At 61.7% G+C, this 24,443-nt stretch carries 20 protein-coding genes; 4 read left to right on the top strand and 16 right to left on the bottom strand.

The genetic code is table 11. The annotated features are described in order from the left end of the window. The first annotated feature begins 18 nt into the window (after nucleotides 1-18). Nucleotides 19-867 carry a DUF2071 domain-containing protein gene (locus tag ACQ4W7_RS13025; RefSeq protein WP_436530951.1) on the top strand — a complete coding sequence of 283 codons (849 nt, stop codon included), beginning with the start codon at nucleotides 19-21 and terminating at the stop codon, nucleotides 865-867. 32 nt (nucleotides 868-899) lie between these two features. On the opposite strand, the gene ACQ4W7_RS13020 is transcribed toward ACQ4W7_RS13025, so the two are convergent. Further along, entirely contained in the window at nucleotides 900-1,496 is a 597-nt protein-coding gene (locus ACQ4W7_RS13020) for a hypothetical protein (RefSeq protein ID WP_436530949.1), read from the bottom strand. 73 nt (nucleotides 1,497-1,569) lie between these two features. Continuing rightward, complete coding sequence (locus ACQ4W7_RS13015; RefSeq protein WP_436530947.1) at nucleotides 1,570-1,923, bottom strand: winged helix-turn-helix transcriptional regulator; 354 nt, start codon at nucleotides 1,921-1,923, stop codon at nucleotides 1,570-1,572. Nucleotides 1,924-2,037: 114 nt separating this feature from the next. Between ACQ4W7_RS13015 and ACQ4W7_RS13010 the strand changes: the two genes are divergently transcribed. Together ACQ4W7_RS13010 and ACQ4W7_RS13005 are read left to right on the top strand one after the other, a co-directional pair. Beyond that, nucleotides 2,038-2,745, top strand: a complete 708-nt coding sequence (locus tag ACQ4W7_RS13010) for a glutathione S-transferase family protein (RefSeq protein ID WP_436530945.1) — start codon at nucleotides 2,038-2,040, stop codon at nucleotides 2,743-2,745. Between the two features lie 118 nt (nucleotides 2,746-2,863). Continuing rightward, on the top strand, nucleotides 2,864-4,954 hold the full coding sequence (locus ACQ4W7_RS13005; RefSeq protein ID WP_436530943.1) for a S9 family peptidase: 2,091 nt from the start codon (nucleotides 2,864-2,866) through the stop codon (nucleotides 4,952-4,954). Between the two features lie 67 nt (nucleotides 4,955-5,021). On the opposite strand, the gene ACQ4W7_RS13000 is transcribed toward ACQ4W7_RS13005, so the two are convergent. The 8 genes from ACQ4W7_RS13000 to ACQ4W7_RS12965 form a co-directional block, all read right to left on the bottom strand. Beyond that, on the bottom strand, nucleotides 5,022-7,076 hold the full coding sequence (locus ACQ4W7_RS13000) for an esterase-like activity of phytase family protein (protein ID WP_436530941.1): 2,055 nt from the start codon (nucleotides 7,074-7,076) through the stop codon (nucleotides 5,022-5,024). A 71-nt stretch (nucleotides 7,077-7,147) separates the two neighbouring features. Further along, complete coding sequence (locus ACQ4W7_RS12995) at nucleotides 7,148-8,074, bottom strand: helix-turn-helix domain-containing protein (protein ID WP_436530939.1); 927 nt, start codon at nucleotides 8,072-8,074, stop codon at nucleotides 7,148-7,150. 55 nt (nucleotides 8,075-8,129) lie between these two features. Continuing rightward, nucleotides 8,130-9,047: a helix-turn-helix domain-containing protein gene (locus ACQ4W7_RS12990; protein ID WP_436530937.1), complete on the bottom strand. Its 918-nt coding sequence runs from the start codon at nucleotides 9,045-9,047 to the stop codon at nucleotides 8,130-8,132. A 15-nt stretch (nucleotides 9,048-9,062) separates the two neighbouring features. After that, complete coding sequence (locus ACQ4W7_RS12985; protein ID WP_436530935.1) at nucleotides 9,063-10,538, bottom strand: mannitol dehydrogenase family protein; 1,476 nt, start codon at nucleotides 10,536-10,538, stop codon at nucleotides 9,063-9,065. Continuing rightward, the gene (locus ACQ4W7_RS12980) at nucleotides 10,538-11,587 is read right to left on the bottom strand and encodes an ABC transporter ATP-binding protein (RefSeq protein WP_436530933.1); all 1,050 of its coding nucleotides are present in this window, start codon (nucleotides 11,585-11,587) and stop codon (nucleotides 10,538-10,540) included. The genes ACQ4W7_RS12985 and ACQ4W7_RS12980 overlap by 1 nt, the downstream gene beginning before the upstream one ends. Before the next feature lie 18 nt (nucleotides 11,588-11,605). Further along, on the bottom strand, nucleotides 11,606-12,424 hold the full coding sequence (locus ACQ4W7_RS12975) for a carbohydrate ABC transporter permease (protein WP_426072353.1): 819 nt from the start codon (nucleotides 12,422-12,424) through the stop codon (nucleotides 11,606-11,608). 10 nt (nucleotides 12,425-12,434) lie between these two features. Beyond that, nucleotides 12,435-13,295, bottom strand: a complete 861-nt coding sequence (locus ACQ4W7_RS12970; RefSeq protein WP_099402681.1) for a carbohydrate ABC transporter permease — start codon at nucleotides 13,293-13,295, stop codon at nucleotides 12,435-12,437. A 163-nt stretch (nucleotides 13,296-13,458) separates the two neighbouring features. Next, nucleotides 13,459-14,763: an ABC transporter substrate-binding protein gene (locus ACQ4W7_RS12965; protein WP_426072354.1), complete on the bottom strand. Its 1,305-nt coding sequence runs from the start codon at nucleotides 14,761-14,763 to the stop codon at nucleotides 13,459-13,461. A gap of 310 nt (nucleotides 14,764-15,073) precedes the next feature. On the opposite strand from ACQ4W7_RS12965, the gene ACQ4W7_RS12960 reads away from it, so the two are divergent. Then, on the top strand, nucleotides 15,074-16,348 hold the full coding sequence (locus ACQ4W7_RS12960) for a maltoporin (RefSeq protein WP_436530930.1): 1,275 nt from the start codon (nucleotides 15,074-15,076) through the stop codon (nucleotides 16,346-16,348). A gap of 76 nt (nucleotides 16,349-16,424) precedes the next feature. Here the strand turns inward: ACQ4W7_RS12960 and ACQ4W7_RS12955 are convergent, their stop codons facing one another. The 6 genes from ACQ4W7_RS12955 to ACQ4W7_RS12930 form a co-directional block, all read right to left on the bottom strand. Next, complete coding sequence (locus tag ACQ4W7_RS12955; RefSeq protein WP_436530928.1) at nucleotides 16,425-18,737, bottom strand: chitinase C-terminal domain-containing protein; 2,313 nt, start codon at nucleotides 18,735-18,737, stop codon at nucleotides 16,425-16,427. Between the two features lie 113 nt (nucleotides 18,738-18,850). Then, nucleotides 18,851-20,290, bottom strand: a complete 1,440-nt coding sequence (locus ACQ4W7_RS12950; protein WP_436530926.1) for a glycoside hydrolase family 19 protein — start codon at nucleotides 20,288-20,290, stop codon at nucleotides 18,851-18,853. Between the two features lie 362 nt (nucleotides 20,291-20,652). Further along, nucleotides 20,653-20,847 carry a hypothetical protein gene (locus ACQ4W7_RS12945; RefSeq protein WP_436530925.1) on the bottom strand — a complete coding sequence of 65 codons (195 nt, stop codon included), beginning with the start codon at nucleotides 20,845-20,847 and terminating at the stop codon, nucleotides 20,653-20,655. Nucleotides 20,848-21,023: 176 nt separating this feature from the next. Then, nucleotides 21,024-22,457: an amino acid permease gene (locus tag ACQ4W7_RS12940; protein WP_436530923.1), complete on the bottom strand. Its 1,434-nt coding sequence runs from the start codon at nucleotides 22,455-22,457 to the stop codon at nucleotides 21,024-21,026. 278 nt (nucleotides 22,458-22,735) lie between these two features. Next, entirely contained in the window at nucleotides 22,736-23,530 is a 795-nt protein-coding gene (locus ACQ4W7_RS12935; RefSeq protein ID WP_426072549.1) for an ABC transporter permease subunit, read from the bottom strand. A gap of 79 nt (nucleotides 23,531-23,609) precedes the next feature. Further along, nucleotides 23,610-24,443 (bottom strand): taurine ABC transporter ATP-binding protein, encoded by an 834-nt coding sequence (locus ACQ4W7_RS12930; RefSeq protein WP_436530920.1) that lies wholly within the window; start codon nucleotides 24,441-24,443, stop codon nucleotides 23,610-23,612.

Below are 24,443 nucleotides of genomic sequence, written 5' to 3'. Positions count from 1 at the left end.
AACCGAAAGACTTCCCAATTGCACGACAACACTTACCGCCACCCGCGCGCGGGCTGGCCGGGGCGCCTGTTTGCCGCGCTCGCCAACTGTACGCACTTTGCCAACCTACGCCAGGCCGTCATGTCGCGCCTGCCCTTCCTGACCCTGCACAGCGACGTGCGCGATGTCGTGTATGTGAGCTGGCTGGTCGACGCCGCTGCCGCGCAGAAATTGCTGCCTGCCGGCGTCATCTTGTGGCAGCGCGAGGGCAAGACGCCGTTTACCGTGCTGACCTACCGCCATGGGCATTTCGGCCCAGCCCTGCCCACTCCCCTGCGCCGCCTGCTGCCATCGCCCCTGCAAAGCAACTGGCGTTTGTACCTGGACCACACGCCTCCGGGTGCGCCCGCCGTGCCCTGCGTCTACTTCCTGAAAAACATCATGGATAGCGTGCCCCACGCGCTGGGCACGCGGTTGTTCAGCGATATCTTGCCGACCCACCTGGCCGCCGGCATGACGCTGGAGGTCCGTGCCACGCAGGCCCACTGCAGCATTGCTGGCGGTGCCGGTAGCGCCCCGGCACTGGACGTGCAAGCGGACATCGCCAGTAGCCAGACCCTCGACGGCGATTGGCAGCAGTTGTTCGGCAACTGGCACGATGCCGTCGCCTTCCTCGCTTGCCAGGATGCGGCCATCGCGCACGTGCCACGCAACGACAAGCTGGTTTTCGGTGAAATCGACCTGCCCGTTGATCTAGATCAAGTGCAAGCGCTGACCGCCTTGCGTGCCGACTGCGCCTTGCTGGGGCAGTTGCCCCCCGTGTCCAGCCCGTTCGCCTTCCTCGTGCCCGAGGTTCCCTTCAAGGCGCTGTCAGAGCGCCTGCTGTAGCGCGGCGCTCGATGGGCGCAGGGGCGTGGCGTTTAACGTGGCACGTAACGCCAGTTACCGCTTTCCAGCATGAAGGTCATTTTCGTCTTGATGCCTTCAGGACGGCTTGGCATGCTCAATTCCGTATCGCATTCCAGGTAACCCGTCTTGCGCTTGACGTCGCACTCGTTGATGGCCTTGACCTGCATGGTGCTCTGCGCTTCCTGCATCTGCACATCCTTGGCCGCCTCCGGATCGCGCGCCACTTCTTCCTTGGCCCAGGCGCGTATCATCGCTTGCGCCTCGGCCGGCGACGGTCCCTCGAACTTGGCATCCTTGCGCTCGACGCCCACCCATGTACCGTTCTCGTTACGCAGCGGCAGCACCATAAAACCATCGCGCATGCCGGCGCTCATGGCGACCAGGCACACCACTTCGCCGGGCACTTCCTGCGAATCCTGGCAGCCGGTCAAGCTGGTAACCTTGACGGCGATCGGTACCGGCATAGTCGATTGCATCTTGGCTCGGGTCTTGGCCACGCCCACCTGCACGGCGGCGTGGATTTGTTCAAGCGTCGGCATGGTGGCCGCCTGGGCCGGCAAGGCGGCAAACAGGGCGGCGGCGGTCAGGGCGAAGGAAGTCAGGCGCATGGGTATCAAGAGTAGTGATGAAAGGCCGGCAGTCTAGCACTTTGCATCAAAACAGCTGTTTCTATAGAGACATTTACCCGGCATCGGGCGCGAGAAAGGCGCCACCCCCATCCGCCTGTCCGCGCAGGCGCAGGCCGATGCCTCGAAGCATTTCCACCAGTTCCTGCAGGCGCAGGCCCTCCTCCGTCAGCCGGTATTCCACCTTCACTGGCACTTCCGCGTAGATGGTGCGTGTCAGCAAGCCCGCCTCTTCCAGCGCGCGCAAGTCCAGGGTCAGCATGCGCTGCGAGATATTCGGCACGGCGCGGCGGATTTCGCTGAAGCGCTTCGGTCCCGCCATCAGATAGCTGAGCAGCACGATGCGCCAGCGCCCGCCCAGCAGGCGCATGGCTTCTTCCACGGCGCAGCCGGAGACATTGTCTTTCATGGTTCGCTTCCCACCTGGTATAAAAAATGTACCCATACCACATTATTCTGCCTTCTTCCAAATAGTAACCATTGCCCTTAGACTGCCCTTCCCTCACCCCATTGGAGTTTCGACTTGGAAACCACCCTGATCTACAGCGTGCCGTTCGGCTGCTCGTTTGCCGCCATCGCCGCCCTCGAATGGAGCGGCTTGCCCTATCGCCTGGCCCGCGTGGAAGCGCGCGACCCGGCCAGCAAGCAGCATGCCGCCTTTCTCGCCATTAATCCGCTGGGCCAGACGCCGGCCCTGCTCACGCACGCGGGCGCGCCGCTGCTGGAAAGCATGGCGATCCTGCTGCACCTGGCCGCCCGCGCGCCGGACAGCGGCCTGGGTTTTGCACAGGGCACGCCGGAATACGACCGCCTGAACAGCGTGCTGTCGTTCCTGCACACGACCTTCCACGCTGCCTTCATGCCCGCCTTCCAGGCATCGCGCGCGGCACCTGACGATGCGCGCGCGTCCGTCTGGCGCGAAATGGCCGTCGAGAAGGTCAACAAAAGCCTGGCGCACCTGGAGCGCCTGCTCGATGGGCGCCGCTGGCTGGCAAGCAAGGCCGCGCCAAGCGTAGCCGACGCCTACCTGGCCGCCACGGCGCGCTGGGCCGAACCGCTGCAACTGGCCAGCCTGGCCGACTATCCGAACGTGGCGCGCCTGCTGGCGACGCTGGAACAAGACCTCGGCATCCGCTTTGCCCACGCCATCGAAGCAGGCTTGCCAGCGGCCAGCCAGCGAGGTTTCCTGGGCCACGTGGCGCTCGACCAACTGGCAACTCCGGCCGGCTAACCGGCGGTCAACTCCCGCAGCAGGCACGTCTTTATTGCTATGATGTCGGGCTGCCGGCGGTACAGCCGGCCACGTCAATACCATATCGATAACGTCGCAATATAAAACGGGAGTTTGAATGAGTTTACGTCTGCTGCTCTTGGGAGCATTCAGTGCCGCCATGGCCACCACCGCCGCCGCTGCAGAACCTGCGCTGGCCGCGCCACGCGGTTTCACCGTGGAAGACATGGTGGCCATGGAACGCGTAGGCAGCCCCGTGCTGTCGCCGGACGCCACGCGCGTCGTCTACACGGTGCGCACGACCAACCTGGACAAAAACCGTGGCAACACGCAGCTGTGGATGATCGACCTGCGCGCACCGAACGCGGCGCCGCGCCAGCTCACGCGCGGTGATGCCAGCGCCAGCGACCCGCAATGGTCGCCGAACGGCGACGCCATCTACTTCCTGTCCGGCCGTTCCGGCTCCTCGCAAGTGTGGCAACTGCCCCTGAACGGCGGCGAAGCGGCGAAGGTCACCGACCTGGCGCTGGACGTCGACACCTACCGCTTGTCGCCGCAGGGCGACCGCCTGGCCTTCAGCATGGGCGTCTTCCTCGATTGCGCGGACCTCGCCTGCACCAAAAAACGCCTCGATGAAAAAGCGAAAAACAAGGCGACCGGCATGGTCTACGACCAGATGTTCGTGCGCCACTGGGATACCTGGGCCGATGGCCGCCGCAACGCGCTGTACTCGGCGCCCATCGACGCCACCGGCAAGGTCAGCGCCGCGCCTGTCAGCCTGAGCGGCACCCTGGACGGCGACGCGCCTTCCAAACCGTTCGGCGACAATAGCGAATACCACTTCAGCCCGGACGGCAAGACCGTGGCCTTCTCGGTGCGCGTGGCCGGCCGCACGGAATCGTGGTCGACCAACTTCGACGTCTACACGATACCTGCCACCGGTGGCCAGGCGCCGCGCAATCTCACCGCCGACAATCCGGCCTGGGATGCGAAAGCCACCTACTCGCCCGATGGCCGTACCCTGGCGTATGTCGCCATGACCAAGCCTGGCTTCGAGGCGGACCGCTTTCATTTGGTGCTGATGGATGTCGCCACCGGCAAGAAGCGCACCCTGGCCGACGACTGGGACCGTTCCGTGGCCGACTTCCGCTGGACGCCGGACAGCAAGGCTTTCCTGGTCGCCGCCGATGACGTGGGCCAGCACCGCTTGTTCCACATCGATGCGGCCAGCGGCAAGGTCGCTGCGCTGACGGACAAGGGCGCAGTGGGCGACTTCGACGTGCGCGGCAATACCATCGTGCTGGCGCAAGCCAACCTGGCTTCGGGCGCGCAGTTGTACACGCGTAAACTCGACGCGAAGTCGGAAAACGCACCGATGCAGCAACTGACGAAGCAGAATGCGGCGGCCCTGGCCGACGTGCGCTTCGGCGAATATGAACAGTTCTCGTTCGCGGGCGCGAATGGCGAAACCGTGTATGGCCACGTGATGAAGCCATGGAATGCCAAGGCCGGTGAAAAGTATCCGGTCGCCTTCCTCGTCCACGGCGGCCCGCAAGGCAGCTTTGGCAATAGCTGGAGCTACCGCTGGAATCCGCAAGTGTATGCGGGCGCCGGCTACGCCACCGTCTTCATCGACTTCCACGGCTCCACCGGCTATGGCCAGAAGTTCACGGACTCCATCAGCGGCGACTGGGGCGGCAAGCCACTGGTCGACCTGCAGAAAGGCCTGGAAGCTGCCACCAAGAAGTTCCCATGGCTGGACCGCGAACGCAGCTGCGCGCTGGGCGCCTCGTACGGTGGCTACATGATGAACTGGATCGCCGGCAACTGGCCGGACGGCTTCAAATGCCTGGTCAACCACGACGGCGTGTTTGACAACCGCGGCATGGCTTACGCGACGGAAGAACTGTGGTTCACGGAGTGGGAAAACGGCGGCCCGTACTACGACGCGCCAGCCAAGCACGAACAGTTCAATCCCGTGAACTTCGTGAAAAACTGGAAGACGCCGATGCTGGTGGTGCAGGGCGACCTGGACTTCCGCATCCCTACGGCGCAAGGCCTGGGCACCTTCACGGCGCTGCAGCGCCAGGGTATCCCGAGCAAGCTGCTGGTCTTCCCGGACGAGAACCACTGGGTGCTGAAACCGGCCAATTCGCTGCTGTGGCATCACACGGTGCTGGACTGGTTGAGCACCTACACCAAAAAGTAAGCCTGGCCCACAGTAAAAAAGCCGCACAGTTCACACTGTGCGGCTTTTTTTCATCCGTCCGGCTGCATCAATACGTATTGAGCGCCTTGGCGAACTTCACGATCCACAAACGGCTTGGGCGCTCGCGGTCGTCGCCGCGCGCCACGCGGATGGTGTTGGCGGCATTGCAGCCGACGGCAGCGCTGGTGACGATCGTACCGTTGGCATCGACCGTGCACTTGGTCACGTCGGCGTCCGCCACTTCCACGCCATTCGCGTCAAAGATCTTCGTCTTCAGGCCGAAGTCGTTGTCGTTGGCCAGCGCGATGGTAGAGTCGTCGATCAGGGTCAGGCCTTCGGCCTTTTCCGCCGCCCAGCCGATGGCGTTCAAGTCCAGCAGCAGGGTTTTCTTCAGCGGCGTGACAGCCGCCCAGTCAGCGCCATTCACGGCTGCGCCGCCCATGCTGCTTTTTTCCAGGTCGGACGTCGTCGCATTGAAGGCGGCTGCCGCGATATCGGTGGCCCCCTTCAATTCGACCAGCATCAGCTTGTTGAAGACCTTGCCCGATGGCGCGGCGCCCTGTTCGATGACAAGGAACTTGCCGCCGCCCAGCGCCACCATGTCGCCCAGCTTGGCGTTGCCCGTGCGGCCATCCTGGTAGTCGGCGGCATTCAGCGGATACGCATACATCTTGCCGCTGCTGCCCGTCGTCGGGTCGAATTCGATCCAGCGCGTGAAACGGGCGAAGCGCTCGACCTGTTCATTCTTCTTCGTCACCGTGTATGGCGCGCTGCCGTCGGACAAGGGGCTTTGCAAGAAGGCGTACAGCTTGTCGTTGCTCGTGTCGAGTGTCATGCCTTCCATGCCGCGGTTCGCGCGGCGCTTGGCAAACAGCGCCGGCAAGCCTTTGCCCGGCTCATACTTGGCCTGGATGAAGCCCGTGGCCGCATCGATCTTGATGATGAACGGGCCGTATTCGTCGGACACCCACAGCGCATTTCGCTTGGCATCGACGACGATGGCTTCCGAATCGAGGCCGCCCGCATTGAAGACAGCCTTGCCTGCGGCATCGAACTTCATCGCATCCATGACGGGAATCTCGGCCGAATTACCCACCGCGCCCACAGGCACGGGCAAGCCCGAGCTGTTGACCGTGGCCGACACCTTGATCGGCGTGCTCGATGCCAGCACGGCGCCGTTCTTGCCCACCGTGATCACGCCGAACGAGGGAGTAAAACTGGGCGAGGGGAAGATCTTGCTGCCGCTGGTGCCCTTGCCCGATGGGTCGGGCACAAGCGGGCCGTCGCCGTTCGGGCCGCGGTCCGTCAAGCCATAAAATTCCAGGTCGCCGTTTGCATTCTTGCCCTTGTAGGCCAGGCCCGAACCGTAGGAAGGCAAGAAGCCGTTCGGAAATTCGCCCTTGATCTTCGCATTCGCGCCTTCGTACGGCACATAGTATTTTTCCGCCGCCTGGATCTGGTAGCGCGTCACGGTAACTTTCACTTCGCCCACCGGATTGGCCTGCGTCAGGGCCTCGTTGACGGGCGCGCCCGCCTTGGAAGCGAGGGTATCTTCGAAATGCTCGCGCACCAGCGCGCGCCGCTCCGCATCGACCGTGCGACTGGCAAATTTCCCGCCGACGCTGCTCAAGTGTGCAGCCAGGGCCGCGTTGAAGACGGCCGGAGCACCGGCAAAGTCCAGCGTCTTGCCGGCCAGCGCCGCCTTCACTTCGGTCGTCAGCTTGATGCCGTTCGACGGATCGCTGTCCTCATCGAGCAATTGCAGCGCCAGCAGGCGGTTAACGACCTTGTCGTCTGCCACATTCGTGCTGGCGGCCAGCGCCAGCGGCGTGACGACGGCGCCGCATGGCGCCGAGCCCAGGGCCAGACCGCCCACGCTGAAGGCCACGGTATCGCCCGGGTTGCACATGAATTCGCCCTTGGCATTGGTGCTGGCCTTGGCCGCGCTGCCGGCCACGTAATCGAGACCTTCCACCGCGCCGTCGAGGAACACGCCCGTTTGCGCCACGGGCTTGGAAGGCTCCGCCGGCGTATTGTCGCTGCCGCCGCAAGCGGCCAGGGTCAGGCCGGCGGCGATGGCCAGCAGGGTCAGTTTCGGGGTGGACGTTACGGCAGTCTTCATGCATTCCTCGGCTAAGGTGGGATTGAAGCCGTGGAGAGTAACTGGGCAAAGTGACAAGCCCATGACAGCCTTCACGCCAGTGGCGTATCCGCAACAGGCCCGCCGATGCCGCCAAAGCGGCCATCGGCCTGGCGCCGGAATTCCTTCGGCGTGACGCCCTTCACCTGCAGGAAGCGGCGGTTGAAGTTGGCTACGTTCTGGAAACCCACGTCATAGCAGACGTTCGACACATAGTGATCGGTATCCATCAATAGCTGGCACGCCTTGTTGATGCGCAAACGGCTGATGAAATCCGTGAAGCTGTTGCCCGTCGCCTTGCGGAAGAAGCGCGAGAATTTACTCAGCGACATGCCCACCTGCTCGGCCAGCATTTCCGCCGAAATCGGCTCACGGTAATTGTCCGTGATGTAATTGAGGACGGAGTTGACCTTGGCCAGGGTGGCGTCATCGTCGTACGAGCGCAGCGAAGCGCTCGATAGCAGGCGGTAGTTGGCCGTGCGCGCCAGCTTGCTCATCAGCTGGACGAATGCGGCGAAGCGCTCGGCGCCATGCGTGGCGCGGATGCGCGCCAGGTGCTGCTCGGCCTCATGGCCCATCTCGAAAAACTCCACGCCGTAGCTGGAGCGCTCGAGCAGGGGCAGCAGCTCGCGCAGTTCGGGGATGACGCGCGCGGCGCCGGCCAGTGGCGTATGGGCGAATTGCACGATCATGTCGCGCAGTGCCACGCCCCCTTCCGGCACCAGGTTGGAAATCCAGTTGTGCGGCAGGCGCGGGCCTGTCAGCACCAGGTGGCCGGGCGAAAATTCGCCGATATAGTCGCCCACGAACAGGCGTCCGCTGGTGGCGACGATCAGGTGCAGCTCATACTCTTCATGGCAGTGCCAGCGCACGCGCGAGCTGGGATAGCCATGTTCCAGGTAATTGATGATGCCATCGTAGCTTTCGCGTTCCAGTTCGGGCGCCTTGCGCTCGCTGTCCTTTTGCCACAGGTGTTCCATGCGCGTCTCTCCCAGGCTGTCCCCGCCTGTGCCATCCAATGTACCTCAAAAAGCCTCACGCGCCAAAACGCCCCAACGCCTGCTGGCGAAACTCCTTCGGCGTCATGCCTTTCAACTCCAGGAAGCGCCGGTTGAAGTTGGCCACGTTATTGAATCCCGCTTCGTAGCAGATGTTGCTGACATAACGCTCCGTCTCCATCAACAGCTGGCAGGCCTTGTTGATGCGCAGGCGGTTGACGAAGTCCGTGAAGCTATTGCCCGTGGCGCTGCGGAAGAAGCGCGAAAACGTCCGCTCTGGCATGTCCACCTGCTCGGCCAGCTGTTTCAGCGAGAACTGGCCGCTGTAATTGTGCACGATGAAGTTGATGGCCGAACTGATGCGCGCCAAGGCCACGTCGTCGTCGCTCGACTGCATCGGCACCGTCGACAGCAATTGGTAATCGCTGGTCTGCGCCAGTTCACCCAGTAGTGTCAAGAATTCGATAAAGCGCGGCAAGCCGCTGCTGTCGCGGATGCACTGGAAGCGCCGCAAAGACTGTTCGCTGACGCCAAAAAATTCCACGCCGTGCAAAGCGCGCTGCAGCAGCGGGAAAATATCCTTCAATTCGGGAATGGCGGCGGCCATCGAGGCCAGCGGCACATGCGAAAACTGGATCACCATGTCGCGCAGGGCCACGCCTTCGGGTGGCGTGTCGAGCGAAACCCAGTTATGCGGCACGCGCGGCCCCGTCAGCACCAGGTGACCGGGCGCAAACTGGCCGATGTAGTCGCCGACAAAGACCTTGCCGCTGCTTTCGACGATCAGGTGCAGTTCGTACTCGTCGTGATAGTGCCAGCGCACCAGCGCATTCGGAAAGCCGTGCTGCAGGTAGCGGATGAAGCCGAAACTGCCTTTCGGCTCGAAACCGGGTGTGGCGTCTCGCTGCTGTTCCAGCTCCATCTGCGGCAACGAAACATCGGCTTTGCGTGGCATGGCGCGCCCTCCCCGTCAGGCAACGCTCTGTTCCAGCGCCGCGCGGGCGCCCAGCCCGTACATGCTGGCCAGCGCCTCGCCCACCGCCTGCGTGAACGGGGGCGCGTCGGAGAGGTCGCCGAACAGCTCGCGCAAGGACAGCAGCGCCGTGGCGTCCGCCCCGCCCTGCAGCGCCAGCGCCCGCAGGCGCACCGCATAAGGGTCACTCAAGGGCATCTCGCGTCCCTGCTCATCGTGGCCTTCCAGGTAACGGAACCAGCACGCCACCGTGAAAGCCAGCAGCGTGATGGCGCCGCCCTGCTCCAGCGCTTCGCGCACGGACGGCAGCACGAATTTCGGGATGCGCGCCGAGCCTTCCGTGCCGATGCGCGCCAGTTGGTCGCGCACTGCAGGATTCGAAAAGCGCTCGATCAGGGTGTCCTTGTACAATTCCAGGTCGATGCCGTCCACTTTGTCGAGCAGAGGCGTGACCTCGTCATCCATCATGCGCCGCACGAGCGTGCGGATGCCAGGATCGTTCATCGCTTCGTGCGCAAACGTGTAACCGAGCTGCATGCCGATGTAGCACAGGGCCTGGTGGCTGGCATTGAGCAGACGCAGCTTCATCTTTTCATATGGCAGCACGTCGTGCGTCATCTGCGCGCCCACCTTTTCCCAGGCCGGCCGGCCCTGCGGGAATTCGTCTTCGATGACCCACTGGCGGAACGGCTCGCACACCACGGGCCAGGCGTCGATGATGCCGAAGGACTCGCGCACCAGCGCCCGGTGTTCATCCGTGGTGGCCGGGGTGATGCGGTCGACCATGCTGTTGGGGAAGCTGCCATGCGTGGCCAGCCAGCGCGCCAGTTCCGCGTCGCGCAAGGCGACAAAAGCCAGCAGCATCTTGCGCGTCACATCGCCATTGTTTTGCAGGTTATCGCAGGACATGATGGTAAACGGCGCCAGGCCACGCTGGTGGCGCAGGGCCAGGGCGGCGGCCAGGTAGCCGAAGGAGCAGCGCGGCGCATGCGGGTGTGCCAGTTCATGCACGATGTCGGGGTGTTGCGCATCGAATTCGCCCGTGCCCTGGTTCACATAATAGCCGCCCTCGGTGATGGTCAGCGCGACGATGCGCGTGCCAGGATCGGCCAGCTTTTCCAGCACGGCCTGCGGCTCGTCGGGAGCATACAGATACTCGCCGATGCTGCCGATGATGCGCGCCGTATCGCCGGCCGCGCTGCGCTCGACCACCGTGTACAAGCCATCCTGCGCCTGCATGGCGTCGCGCATGGCCGCGTCATGCGGCAGCAAGCCCACGCCGCAATAGCCCCATTGCTCATTTCCGGGCAAGGCCAGCAAATCGTCAAGGTACACGGCCTGGTGGGCGCGGAAAAAGCCGCCCACGCCGATATGCACGATGCTGGCCACGGGCGCGCCGCGCGCATACGCGGGCACGGCAACGTTGGCCGGCAGCTGCGCCAGGTTCGCCTGCTTCAATGCGATGGCGTCCATTACAGCCCTCCTTGCGCGGCCGCGTAAGTCTTGCCGGCGCGGTCAAAATAATGCACGAAGCCCGGCTCGAACGTCAAATGCGTCTGCTGGCCTGGCTGCAGGCTGCTGCGTTCGGCGCCGCGCGACACTACCTGCACATTATTCGGCAAGCGCACATAGGTCAGCGTTTCCACGCCCAGCGATTCCACCAGGTCGACGGTGACGGGCACGCTGCCCGGCTGCGCCGCGCCCAGGTGCACGTGCTCGGGACGGATGCCGACAAAACCGTCGGCCTGCGCCGCGCTGCCCGCCTGCGCCAGCAACTGCGGCGCAGCGTCGGCCGGCACCACGTTCATGCTGGGCGTGCCGATGAATTGCGCGACAAAGCGGTTGGCGGGACGGTCATACAGTTCCAGGGGCGAGCCATGCTGCTCGATCTGCCCGTCGCGCAGCACCACCACGCGGTCGGCCAGGGTCATCGCCTCCACCTGGTCGTGCGTCACATAGATGGTGGTAGCACCCAGCTCGCGGTGCAGCTTGGCGATCTCGATGCGCGTCTGCACGCGCAGAGCCGCATCGAGGTTCGACAGCGGTTCATCGAACAGGAACACTTTCGGGTCGCGCACGATGGCGCGGCCGATGGCCACCCTCTGGCGCTGGCCGCCCGACAGCTCCTTCGGCGTGCGCTCCAGGTATTTCCCCAGGTCAAGGATGGCGGCCGCCTTGTCGACTTTTTCGCGGATGATGGCGGGATCGACGCCGGCCAGCTTCAGCGCGAACGACATGTTCTGGAACACCGTCATGTGCGGATACAACGCATACGACTGGAACACCATCGCCAGGTCGCGCTTGGACGAGGGCAAGCCGGTGATGTCGCGCCCGTCGAGCGACAGCTTGCCGCCGTCGATAGGTTCCAGGCCCGCGATCAGGCGCAGCAGGGTTGATTTTCCGCAACCTGACGGCCCCACGAAGACGACGAATTCGCCTTGTTGAATGTCCAGGTCGATGCCCTTGATGGCGCGGTGCTCGCCGAAGAATTTTTCGATATTGTTCAGTTGAAGGTAAGCCATGATGTCATCCAATAGTTTTTACTTAACAGCGCCAAAGGTCATACCTTGGACCAATTGTTTTTGACAGAACCAGCCCAGCGCCATGATGGGCGCAATCGCCATCAGGGAGGCGGCCGACAATTTGGCCCAGAACAAGCCTTCCGGGCTGGAATACGAAGCGATGAGCCAGGCCAGGGTGCCCGCGTTGGAGGCGCCCAGGTTCAGCGACCAGAACGATTCATTCCACGACCACACCATGCACACCAGGGCCGTGGAAGCGATGCCGCCCACGGACAGGGGCAGCACGACGTGGCGGAATTCATCCCACACGGTGGCGCCATCCATGCGCGACGCTTCCAGGATTTCACGCGGCAACTCCTTCATGCTGGTGTACAGCAGCCAGATCATGATGGGCAGATTCATCAGCATGAACATGATGGTCAGGCCGATGCGCGTGTCGAGCAGGCCGAAATACTGGTAGCAGATATAGATCGGCATCAGCGCGCCCACGCCGGGCATGTAACGCGAGCTGAGCATGAATTTCAGCAAGCCGATGGTGCCGCTTGTGGGAAAGAAGGCCATCGAATACGCGGCCGGGATGGCGATCAGGAGGCCTATGGCCGTCGACACCACGCTGGTAAACAGCGAGTTCCACGCGTAGCCAAAGTAATTGTCGCGCGCCAGCACTTCGCGGAAGCTGTCGAGCGTGGGTGTGAAGAACAGCAGGGGCGGCGTGGAAATGGCTTGCCCTTCCGTCTTGAAGGCCATCAGGCCCAGCCAGAAGATGGGAAAGAACAGCAGTAACGCGCACAGCCAGGCGGCGGCCGTGCGGCTATATAAATTTAGTTTGCTATGCATCAAGGTCTCCTTATTTCGACAAATTCTTGCCGATGACGCGCATCAGAAAGAAGGCGGCGATGTTGGCGATGAGCACGGCGAACAGGGCACCGGCAGAGGCCGCTCCAACGTCATACGACAGCAGTGCCTGCTGGTAAATCATGAAGGTGATGGTGGTCGTGTCGAAACCCGGACCGCCGCCTGTGGTGGTAAAGATTTCCGCAAAGATCGATAGCAAGAAGATCATCTCGATCATCAGCACCACCGAAACGGCGCGGCCCAGGTGGGGAATATAGAGGTAGCGCAACTGCTGCAGATAGGTGGCGCCATCCATGCGGGCCGCTTCCAGTTGTTCGCGGTCCATCGATTGCAGGGCCGTCATGAAGATCAGGCAGGCAAACGGCAACCATTGCCACGAGACCATCATGATGATGGAAAACAGGGGGTGGGCCGACAGCCAGTCGACGGGCGTGGCGCCAAAGAACAGACTGATTTGCGCGAACAGGCCGTAGATCGGATTGAGCAGCATGTTCTTCCACATCAGGGCATTCACGGCCGGCATGACGAGAAACGGCGAGATCAAGAGCACGCGCACGATGGCGCGCCCGGGGAACGCTTCATTGATCAGCAAACCCAGCGCCGTGCCCAGCACTACTGTGATCAGCATGACGGAAAACAGCAGGGTGAAGGTATTCTGCAATGCCGGCAGGAAAGAGGCATCGGTAAAGAAAAAGTGGAAATTGGCCAGGCCATGGAAAGGATGGCCGCTCGGATCGAGCATGGAATAGCGCACGAACGCGTAATACAGCGTGATCAACAACGGAATCACGGAAATGACGGAGACGGCGACCACGGCCGGCGTCAGCAAAGTCCGGGGGATAATGCGTTTCATAATGTTCTCTTGGGGCAGGTGAACCGATAACCCGCAAAGCTAAAGTACCGGGGTCGGACCCTGAGGGGGAATGCGTCCCAATGGGATGCATTCCGATCCGAAGGTCCGACCCCAGATTTACGCCGTTGGGGTAAGCAAACTGTGCAACTAAGACGTAGCTGCCTTATTTGTAGTAGCCGCCCTTGCGCATTTCGCGCTCCGCCGTCTGCTGCGACAATTCCAGCGCCTGATCCACCGTCACCTTGCCCAGCAGCGCTGCCGCCATCTGCTGGCCTGCCGCCACGCCGATCACCTGGAATTCGGGGATGGACGCGAATTGCACGCCCACGTAGGGCGATGGCAGCATGGTGCTTTGCACGGCGCGCGTGGTGGCCAGGGCCTTGCCTTCGGCCGCGGCAAATTTCGCCGCTTTCTGGAATTCGGGGCTGGCATACGTCGACTTGCGCGTGCCCGTCGGCACGTTGGCCCAGCTGGTTTCCTTGGCCACCAGTTTCACGTAGTCGGGCGACGTGGCCCAGTTGATGAAGCGCTGCGCTTCATTCGGGTGCTTCGAACTCGCGGGTATGGCGAGCGACCAGATCCACAGCCAGTTGGCACCCCGCTCCGTCACGCCGATGGGTGATTGGGCGAACGCCACCTTGTCGGCTACCTTGCTTTGCTTGGGGTCCGTGATGAAGGAGGCGGCAATCGTCGCGTCGATCCAGATGCCGCACTTGCCCTGGTTGAACAGCGCCAGGTTTTCATTGAAGCTGTTGGCGGCCGCGCCCGGCGGGCCGTATTTCTTCATCAGATCGACATACATGGTGACCGCGTCTTTCCACGGCTTGCTGGTAAATTGCGGCTTCCATTGCATGTCGAACAGCTGACCGCCGTAGGAATTGGCCATGGTCGTAATCAGGGCCATGTTGTCGCCCCAGCCTGGCTTGCCGCGCAGGCAGATGCCATACACGCCGTTGGCCGGATCGTGCAGCTTGGCCGCTACATCGCGCAACTGGTTCCAGGTGGGGCGGTCTTCGATCATCACGCCGGCTTTTTTGACAAGGTCGCTGCGGTACATGATCATCGAGCTTTCGCCATAGAATGGCGACGCGTACAGCTTGCCATCGCCGGAGAGCCCTTCACGGATGGCCGGCAACAAGTCGTCGATATCATATTTGGCGTCCGGCTTGATGGGGATCAGCCAGTTTTTCTTGCCCCAAATGGGGGTTTCATACAGGCCGATGGTCATCACATCGAACTGGCCGCCCTTGGTGGCGATATCGGTGGTCATGCGCTGGCGCAAGACACCTTCTTCCAGGGTCACCCATTTGAGCTTGATGTCGGGATTGGCTTGCTCGAAGAACTTGCTGAGCTTTTGCATTTCGATCATGTGGCCGTTGTTGACGGTCGCGATGACCAGGTCGGTGGCGGCAAAGGCGGACGAGCTGAGGCAGCCGGCGCACAGCGCGGCAATGGCGGAAAGTTTCATTGTGTGTCTCCAGTGTTTTTTGTCGTTGGCAATGCTCAGGTACTTAGCACCACGACCACAATGTATCACCGGACTTTGATACTTTCTGATACTCCAAAACCGCAATTCAATACTCTTTTGCAGTCCCTCTATGCACCAGAGTATCGATATTGAGTAAAAACAACACTTTGAAAGAAAGTATCGCTACTTGTTCGTTTTGTATCAGGGTGCTTAAAAAAGCGCTGCTAGACTTGGTTTTCGGCATTAGACCGTATGCGATGGCCGTCCTCCGGGGCGCCGCCGCTACCACCTACATCTTTCTGGAGACCGCATGAATCGCACTGCATTGAAAACCTTACCTGCCCTGCTCCTGGCCATCGCCAGCGCGTCCGCCCTTGCCGACCCCATGTACCCAGGCGATGCCGAAGGCTTCCACGGCTACCTGCGCGCCGGCGCCGGCAGCAATACTTCGGGCGGCGGCGGTTCGCAAGGCTGCTTCGGCCTGGGTGGCAATACCATGAAATACCGTCTGGGCAATGAGTGCGACGCCTACACGGAATTCGGCTACACCAAGTCCGTCGCCAAGTCCGGCGGCGTGAACTACCTGGCCACCATCTGGGTCAACGCCTACGCGCCAAATTCGGATTTCGGCGACAACAAACTGGGCATCGTCAAGGCCTATGTCGAAGCGCAGGGACTCGATTTCCTGAACGGCGGCACGGCCTGGATCGGTAAACGCTTCTACTACCGTCCTGACATCCACATGCTGGATCTGCAATACATCAACATGAACGGCACGGGCGCCGGCCTGGACCGCATTCCTGCCGGCCCGGGTAAATTCTCGTATGCCTTCTTCAAGGACAACGACGTCAAGACCGTGTTGCCGACCGGCGGCGTCAACACCAAATCGGCCGTGCGCCAGAATTTCATCTTTGGCGAGATTCCCGTCAATGAAAACGGCACCCTGGACCTGGCCGCGACCTACATCATCGGCGAAGGCAAGGATGACCTCGCCACTGGCAAGCGCAATAACGGCTGGCAGCTGTCGGCCTTCCACCGCCAAGGTAAAGTGTTTGGCGGCGGCAACACCTTCGGCGTGCAATACGGCGTCGGCCCTGGTGTCGGCGGCGCGGGCAACGGCCAGTTCGGCGCTTCGGGCGACACCAATTTCGGTTCGGACGTGAAACGCACGCGCATCTTCAATGACATGGCGATCCAGCCGATGGCCAACTTCGGCATGGAATTCGTCGCCCTGTGGCAAAAAGACGAGTCGAATGCCAAAGGTTCGTCGACCTGGACCTCGGTCGGCGTGCGTCCTGTGTACGCATTCACCGACAACTTCAAGCTGGTGGGCGAACTGGGCACGGACCGCGTGACGCAAGCGGGCGGCCTGCCGGCCAAGCGCTTGACCAAGCTGACCATCGCACCGACGATCTCCGCCGGTCCCGGCCTGTGGTCGCGTCCTGAACTGCGCGCTTTTGTGACCTACGGCAAATGGAACGATGCGGCCACCGCCTCGGTCAACGCGTCGAACAACGGCGGCCCGATCTACAACAACAATACCAGCGGCACATCGTATGGATTCCAGGTTGAAACCTGGTTTTAAACGGGATCAGCGGTAAAAACTAAAAAGGGCGGAACCGCGGTTCCGCCCTTCGCTGTTGACACTAACGCGTCATCCCTTACGGCAAGGCCACCGGCAATTCCGGGTACTCTTGCGTCAATGCATACTTGGTGCCGCCCACGGTGACCGTATAGTTGGCCGGCCCCGAGATCGGCAAGCGGTAGTTCAGGGTCAGCGCCACGGAGCCACCCGGCGCCAGCGATTGCCAGGCGGGAATCGCAAAGCGGGCACGGTTGTAATTCTTCGTGAAGCCGCCGATATTGTTCGGCCCCGTGTAGCCGGCATTGATCACCGTCAAGCCGAAGCCCGACTGGTCACTCATGTCCGATGGCGCCGAGACGGGATAGTCGAACTCCACCACGGTGCCGCCCGGCAAGGTCGACGCCGTGTTGTTCTTCACCGTCATCACGGGATTGATGGGGAAGTTATTGTCACCCAGCTTCCAGCCACCAAGGCTGATGCTGACGTTGGCCGCCGTGCCTGGCATGGCGATTTCGGCGCGCTTGTTGCCGTACACACCAGCCGTGCGGAAGGCCTGGTACAGCACGTCCGTCAGGGTAGTGCCCATGAAGTACTCGCCCTTGCCGCCATTGCGCGTGGCATCCCAGGCATAGTCGCCCGCCATTTCCCAGATCATCACGCCGCCGATATTGTTGTTGACGATGTACTGTGCCTTGGCCGCGATCGATTGCGTGGTTTCCGTCGAAATGAACACTTTTTTGGTCGCATTCCACAGCCACGGCGCCACCATGGTGCTGCTGTAGTACGGCACATAGCTGCCTACCAGGGTCTTGTCCGTGACTTTATACGCGTCCAGGTAGCTTGGCACGATACCGTTCTGCAAGTTCAGCGCATGCCAGATGGGGTTGCCGCCGCCTGGCGTGGGCTTGCCTTGCGAATCGAGGTCGAACCACACGTTGTCGATGCCGGTGGCGCCCGTGCCGCACGTCTTGGTGCCGGCACAGGTGACGGTAGAGCTGATCAGTGGCGTCGTGCCCCACAAGCCGTTGGTGCCGCCCGTCACATCCTTCCAGCCCCGCGTGTAGAACGGCACGCCGATATTGATGCGTCCCGCCTGCATGGCACCACGGTAGTAGCGATAGGCCCAGTCCGTATTCAGGTAGCCGATGTTCTGATACTGGTAAGCATTGCCGGCCCGCAGCTCGCCATCGTTGCCGTCGTCAAACAGCGCCGCGTTCGGCCCCACATACTGGTTCCACGCACCGTGCAAGTCGTAACTCATCAGGCTGGCGTAATCGAGGTATTTCAACCCGGACATGTTTTCCTCGCCACGCAAGACCCAGCCCGAGGCGGAACCGGCGATGGTCAGCAGATAGTATTTATTGTCTTGCACGGCCGCTTCGTCGAGCTTCTGGCGCAGCACTTTCAGCAGCACGTTGTAGCTCGTCATCAAGCCCGCCAGCCGTGGTTTCGAGACGGCGAAGTCGTTCGGATTGCCCGCTTCATTGTTGGTGGTCGGGTGTTCGTAATCGACATCGACGCCATCGAAGAAGTTGTACTGGCGCACGAACGCCACCATGGAATCGGCCAGGGTATTGATGCCGGCCGTGTTGATGCTGCCGTCCGCATTCGTCGTGGCCGTGTAGAAGCCGCCGCTGCCGGCCCAGCCGCCCACGGAAATCATCAGTTTCACGCCCGGATACTTCTTCTTGTATTGCGCCAGCAAGTTGAAGTGGCCCTTGTACGGCAGGGACGGGTCCATGGCGGCGGCCGGCACGTTCGGCCACGTGAGGCCTGTGTCAGGATTAGCCGCACCGCTGCCGATGGCGATTTTTGACGTGGCCGGGTCAACGGAAGCAAACGCATAGTTCAGGTGCGTGATCTTATCCCACGGCAAGTTGTTCACCAGGTAAGTGGGACTGCCATCGACACCCGTGCGCCAGCTGGCGAAATAGCCGACGATGCGCCGGTTCAAGCCATTGCCCAGCACTTCGCGGCCATTCGCGTCATACACCTTGCAATACGGCACATTCGGCACGGCCGAGATCAAGCCGTCGGGACGGCAGGCCGTTGGCGTGGGCGTTGGCGTTGGTGTTGGTGTCGGGGTCGGCGTTGGCGTCGGCGTCGGCGTCGGCGTTGGGGTCGGTGTCGGGGTATCCGTCACGGCCCACGGGCCCCATTGGTCGGTGGCGCTGGGGACATTGCCCTGCGTCCACCATTTGGCCTTGTAGGTGACGCCCTGGTAAAGCACGCACTGGCCGCCCGTGTAGACGGTGGCGGCATCCCAGACGGCGCACGCCTCGACGGCAGCGAGCAAGGTGTTTGGGGTGGCGGTCGTGCCTTCCTGGCCGCCGCCGCAAGCGACGAGCACGCCGCTGAGCAAGGCCATCAATAATGCATTCGATTTCATGTGGTGTCTGTCTCCATTATGGTTATACAGCTTGTACATTGTGAGCTTGTTGCAGGCCCCTCGAGGGGCTCTTGTCAACTGTTATCCCTGGCCGGCTAGTCCTGCATTGACTGCTACTGCAACTTCACATTCCAGTTGGCTTCCACGCATTTCACGTAGTTCCCCGCCTGCAAAGCACTGTACGGGGTTTGATAGCTGACCAGCTGGCATTGATTGTCGCCACCGGCGCTCCAGTTCTTTTCCCAATAGATGTTGTAGGAAGCGGAACTGGCCGGGGTGAAGCGTTGCATATTGGCGCACGACAATTGTTCGGCGGAATAATCCCAGCCCATGTCGGCGGCAAATTGCTTGTAGTAATCGATGCGGTTTTGCGCGGCCTGTTTTTCCGTGCCCTGCCCGCATTCGGCATTGATGATCATGATGGTGGTGGCAAAATTATTGCCCGCGCCGGCCGTCGTATCGGCCGCGTTCGGTACCCAAGTGCCGTCGAGCACATGCAACATCGACGGTTTCGGCGGTTGCGGATAGACAAAGAAAAACGTGGCCGACGCCAGGTTCAGCCAGGTCGATGCCACCAGGTCCGGATTCTTCAGCAGCACGGACTGGTCGCCGTCATGCATGGCTTGCGAGAAGGGACCGTAGTTGTAGTTGTACGACAGTTGCTTGGCGCCGCGGCCGAAATACTTCTTGAAGCTGCCATCGGCGTTCTTGCCGCACGTCCACACCTTGTTGAAGACGGGGTCGGCGCATTCGATGTTATAGCCGCAGCCAGCGCCCGTCTCGTCGCAGCCCAGCTCGCGCAAATACTTCAAGCCCTGGCGCCATTGCGGCAGCGGGCTGCTGGCGTTATGGTCGCCCGTCTCTTGCCCGAAGTGGGCAAACATGGTCGCCAGGCTGTGGCGGCAGATGGCATCCGCATTGCGCCCATCGCCATAGTCATCGCACACGGCGGGGAACTTGGCCACGGCTTGCAGGAAGCGCTGGTAGGTGTAGCTGGCGTCGCGCGCGGCAAAATAGTAATCCCACTTCGCCGCCGGCAACAGGCGCTCGACGCGCTTGACGTTGAGCGGATTGCTGGCCAGGCCAGGCTGCACGGCCTCGACGGCCGTATTGCCCAGGGTTCGGATCGAGGCCTTGACCTTGCGGAAGAAATCATTGTTCGTCAGCGCCGCCTCGTTCGCCTCGGCCTGGGCCTTGGTGGGAATGCCGGGCGTGGGCGTTGGGGTCGGGGTCGGTGTTGGGGTCGGCGTGGGGGTCGGCGTTGGGGTCGGTGTGGTGGTATCCAGGCTCCACGGTCCCCACTGGTCATGGTTCGGCGCCGTACCCTGCACCCACCATTTGGCGCGGTAGACCTTGCCGTCGTAGACGGCGCACTGCCCTGCCGTGTAGACGGCGCTGGCGCTCCAAGCCGCGCAACTGTCGCTTGCGGTGGTCGCGGCCAGCAGGGTCGATGGGGGTTCGGTGGTGGAATTGCCGCCGCAAGCGAGCAGCGCGCTGCCCAGCAGGCCAGCCATGAATGGCGTAGCCAGCCGGCTTGATTGCCGTGTCTTCACATTGTCTCCTGAACGTTATACGAAAACTATCGAAGTAGCTTTTTATGTTGTACGTAAAGAAAGCACAGCGAAGCGTCGGCTTTCTGCACAGAGAATGCGACGCTAAAAATTGGTAGTCAAGTGGTTTTATATAGTGGTGTTTTTAACAATACCAGTGTTGGCGATCACTGCATAGTCAAGCGATGCGGCGGCGAATGAGGGAAGTAAAAAAAAGACCGCTGCAGCATGGCAGCGGGCAATACCGCACAGGGCTCGCGGTGGCAAGTGGTATTACGGGGTTGCCGCATCAGCGACACTGAGCTGGCTGAACCGAGGCATGGGCACGGGCGCTTATTTGCCGACGCCGCCGCTGCGGATGTTGGCTACCACGGCAGCGACACCGTCTTTGCCCTTGTCCCACCGTCAAACGACACGGTCACTTCGCTGATGCCATGGCCGCTGTCGAAGGCGATGCCGCGCAAGCGCTGGTCGCGCCCCGCTTTTACCTGCGCGCCATCTTGCACGCTGGCAATGAAGGAGCGCACGTTGAGGCGGCTGATGGGCGTCGTCTTGCCCACAGGCGCGCCTGGCTCGATGAAACCGGAGCCGGCGTCGGGAATGCGCTAGCCCGTGCTCCGCTGGTCAGCAGGATCAGCGGGCGCTTTTGCGGAAAGGCCACCAGTTCGCGCTCGCCATTTTCAACCGGCAAAGTGATGGAGGCGCTCAGCGCCGACCGGCGGGCAAGAAGATCGTGTCAGACATGTTTGAGCTCCACTTTGGTGTCGGCCGCTTCACCGCCGTTGCGGTCATCGTTGACCAGCTTCTTGATGTAGTACATGACGCTCATGATGACCACGCTCAACAGGCCGAACCAGAACGACACACGCTGTTCCGTATCGGACGACACGCTCATGGCGCCCAGGATCACCAGCATGGCGATGATGGTGAAATACGTCAGGTAGGGGAACAGCCACATGCGCACCTTGATGCGTTCCGGACATTCACATTCCAGGCGGCGGCGCAGGCGCAATTGAGATATCGCAATCAGCAAGTACACAAACAGGATCAGGATGCCGTAGGAATTGACGATGAAGGGGAACACCAGGTCGGCCGACACATACGAGACGGCAATGGCGAAATAGGCGAACAAGGTGCTGAACAAAATGGCGCGAATGGGCACGCCGTTCTTGCTCAACTTGACCAGGCCCGTGGGGGCATCGCCGCGGCGCGTCAGGGCAAAAATCATGCGCGACGAGGCGTACAGGCTGGAATTCAAGGCCGACAGCACGGCCGTCAGGATGATGGCGTTCATGATGTGGGCCGCGTACGGAATGTTCATGACGGTCAAGGCGCTGACGAAAGGCGTGGCGATGGCCGGCGAATCCCAGGGCACGATGCAGACGACGACAAACATGGAACCCACATAAAACATCAGCACGCGCGTGATGACGGAATTGGTGGCGCGGGCAATGGCCTTGGCCGGGTCCGAGGTTTCGGCGGCCGCGATGGTGACGATTTCAGCGCCCGAATAAAAGGCCGTGGCGGCGACGGCGCCACTCAGTACCGGTCCCCAGCCGTGCGGCATGAAGCCGCCGTTGCTGGTCAAGAAACCCAGGGTCGGGATGCTGTTGGGCAAGCTGCCCGTGATGAACAGGGCACCGACAAACAGGAAAACGACGATGGCGACCACCTTGATCGAGGCGAACCAGAATTCGAATTCACCGAAGGCCTTGACGGAGAACAGGTTGAGCACGGTCATGGACACGAGCAGCACCAGGCTGATCGACCACGACGGCACGTCGGGCAGCCAGAAGTTGACCAGCTTGGCGCCGGCGATGGCTTCCAGCGCCACGACGACAACCCAGAAATACCAGTACATCCAGCCGCTCATGAAGCCGAGGAATTTCGATACTTTCGGCTTGTCGTCGAAAGCCAGGCGCGCATATTCGTAAAAGGAGCCGACCACGGGCAGGGATGAAGCCAGCTCGCCCAGCATGCGCATGATCAGAACGACCAGGCCGCCCGTGAGCAAGAAGGAAAGGATGGCTGCCGGGCCGGCGGCCTTGGCGATGACGCCGCTGCCGACAAAGAGGCCGGCGCCGATCACGCCGCCAATGGCGATCATGCTCATGTGGCGTTGCTTCAGCGAGTGCTGCAAGCCGGTACTGTTATGCGATTCGCTAATCATGTTTTGTCTCCTGAAAATCTCTGAAGCTCGGTGCGCCCTGGCCTGCTGCGGCGGGTTTCTGCCGCACGGCTTTGTTTTATTTGGGCAACACCGTCAAGCAGCATCGATACATCATCAAATCAGTCTGGTTGGCTGCAAGCCATAAGTCAATCTGGAAATGCAGCGGCCCGGCGCGGCGGCCATGGGGCAAGCGCGCTGGAGGATACGTACGGGGTATGGCGGTTAAAAAGAGGAGCGGCGGCAACACTTGTGGCACCGGCGCCACTCCCGGGAACGTCTTACACCTTGCCCTTCCATGGCACGAGGGTACGTTCGAGGTAGCGCATCATCAAATCAAACAGGAAAGCAAAGAAGCCGATCACGATGATGCCCATGATCACCACATCGCTGGCCAGGAACTCGGAGGCGCTCAGCACCATGTAGCCGAGGCCGCGCGTGGCCGCCACCATTTCGCCAGCCACCAGGGTGGTCCAGCCCACGCCGATGCCGATGCGCATGCCGGTGAGGATTTCCGGAATCGCGGCGCGCAGAATCACGTGCACAATCACCTGGAAGCGCGTGGCGCCCATCGAATAGGCCGCGTGGATTTGCTCCAGCGACACCGAGCTGACGCCGGCGCGGGCGGCAATCGCCATCGGCGCGAAGATGGCCAGGAAGATCAGGTAGACCTTCGAAAATTCGCCGATGCCGAACCAGATGATGACCAGTGGCAAGTAAGCGAGCGGCGGCAACGGGCGGTAGAACTCGATCAAGGGATCGAAGATGCCGCGTGCCACGCGATTGACGCCCATCATCACGCCGATGGGAATGGCCAACAGGCAGGCCAGGCCAAAGGCGCCGAACACGCGCACCAGGCTGGCCACCGTGTGTTCCCACAGGGTGGCGCCGCCGAAACCGGTCGTGGCCGCCATGATGAATTTCTCGTACACGGCTTGCGGCGACGGCAGGAACAGCGGTTTGACCATGCCGCTGGCCGTCACGGCTAACCACAGCAAGAGCACGGCGATGACGGTGACCGTGGCGATGCGGCTGGAATTGCCCTGTCCCGGCGCGCCGAACGCTTCGCCGGGCATGGCGCAGCGGGGAGCGAACAGGCGCGCAAAAAAGCCGGCGCGCTTGGCGGTGGTGGGAGGAAATCCCACGATGGATGGGCTATGCATGGGACACCTCCAGCTCTTTATTGACTGCGCGCTCTTGGTTCATTGCGCGCTCGTCGCCATAAATGATGTTGAGCACCGTTTCGCGCATCTTGATGAAGTCAGGGCTCGATTTCACGGCGCGCGCATCGCGGCACTCGAGGAAGCGCTTGTTGAAATCGAGTTCATACGTGTGCGTGATGCGGCCCGGACGGGGCGACATGACGATCAGCCGGTTCGCCAGGAACAGCGCCTCGTCGACGCTGTGGGTAATGAAGAAGAACATGGTGCTGGACTTGGCCCAGATATCGAGCAGCAATTCCTGGATGGTTTCGCGGGTCAGCGCATCGAGCGCCGCCATCGGTTCATCCATCAGCAGCATGGCGGGATTGCTGGTCAGGGCACGGGCAATGCCGACCCTTTGCTGCATGCCGCCCGACAATTGATAAATCATATTGTCGTGAAAGTCCTTCAAGCCGACCAGCGCCAGATTCTTGGCCGCCTGTTCGCGCCGCACGGCTTTCGGCACGCCTTGCAGCTTCAAGCCGAATTCCACGTTTTCCATCACGTTTAGCCACGGCAGTAAGGCATGTTTCTGGAACACCACGCCACGGTCGGCGCCCGGCCCTTCCACTTTATTGTCGCCGAGCATGATTTCGCCCTTGGACGGGGCAATAAAGCCCGCCATCAGGCTCAGCAAGGTTGTCTTGCCGCAACCAGAGGCGCCCAGCGCGACGACGAAGTCGCCGCTATTGATGGTCAGGTTGATATTATTTAAGGCATGTACGCGTTCACCGGCCGTCTTGCCCGGATAAATCACGCTGACATCCTTGACGTACAGATTTTCCAT

This window comes from Janthinobacterium algoris (genome assembly GCF_051380935.1).
Lineage (GTDB): Bacteria > Pseudomonadota > Gammaproteobacteria > Burkholderiales > Burkholderiaceae_D > Janthinobacterium.
Note: the sequence above shows the minus strand (reverse complement) of the source record. Positions and strands in the feature narration are given on the sequence as shown.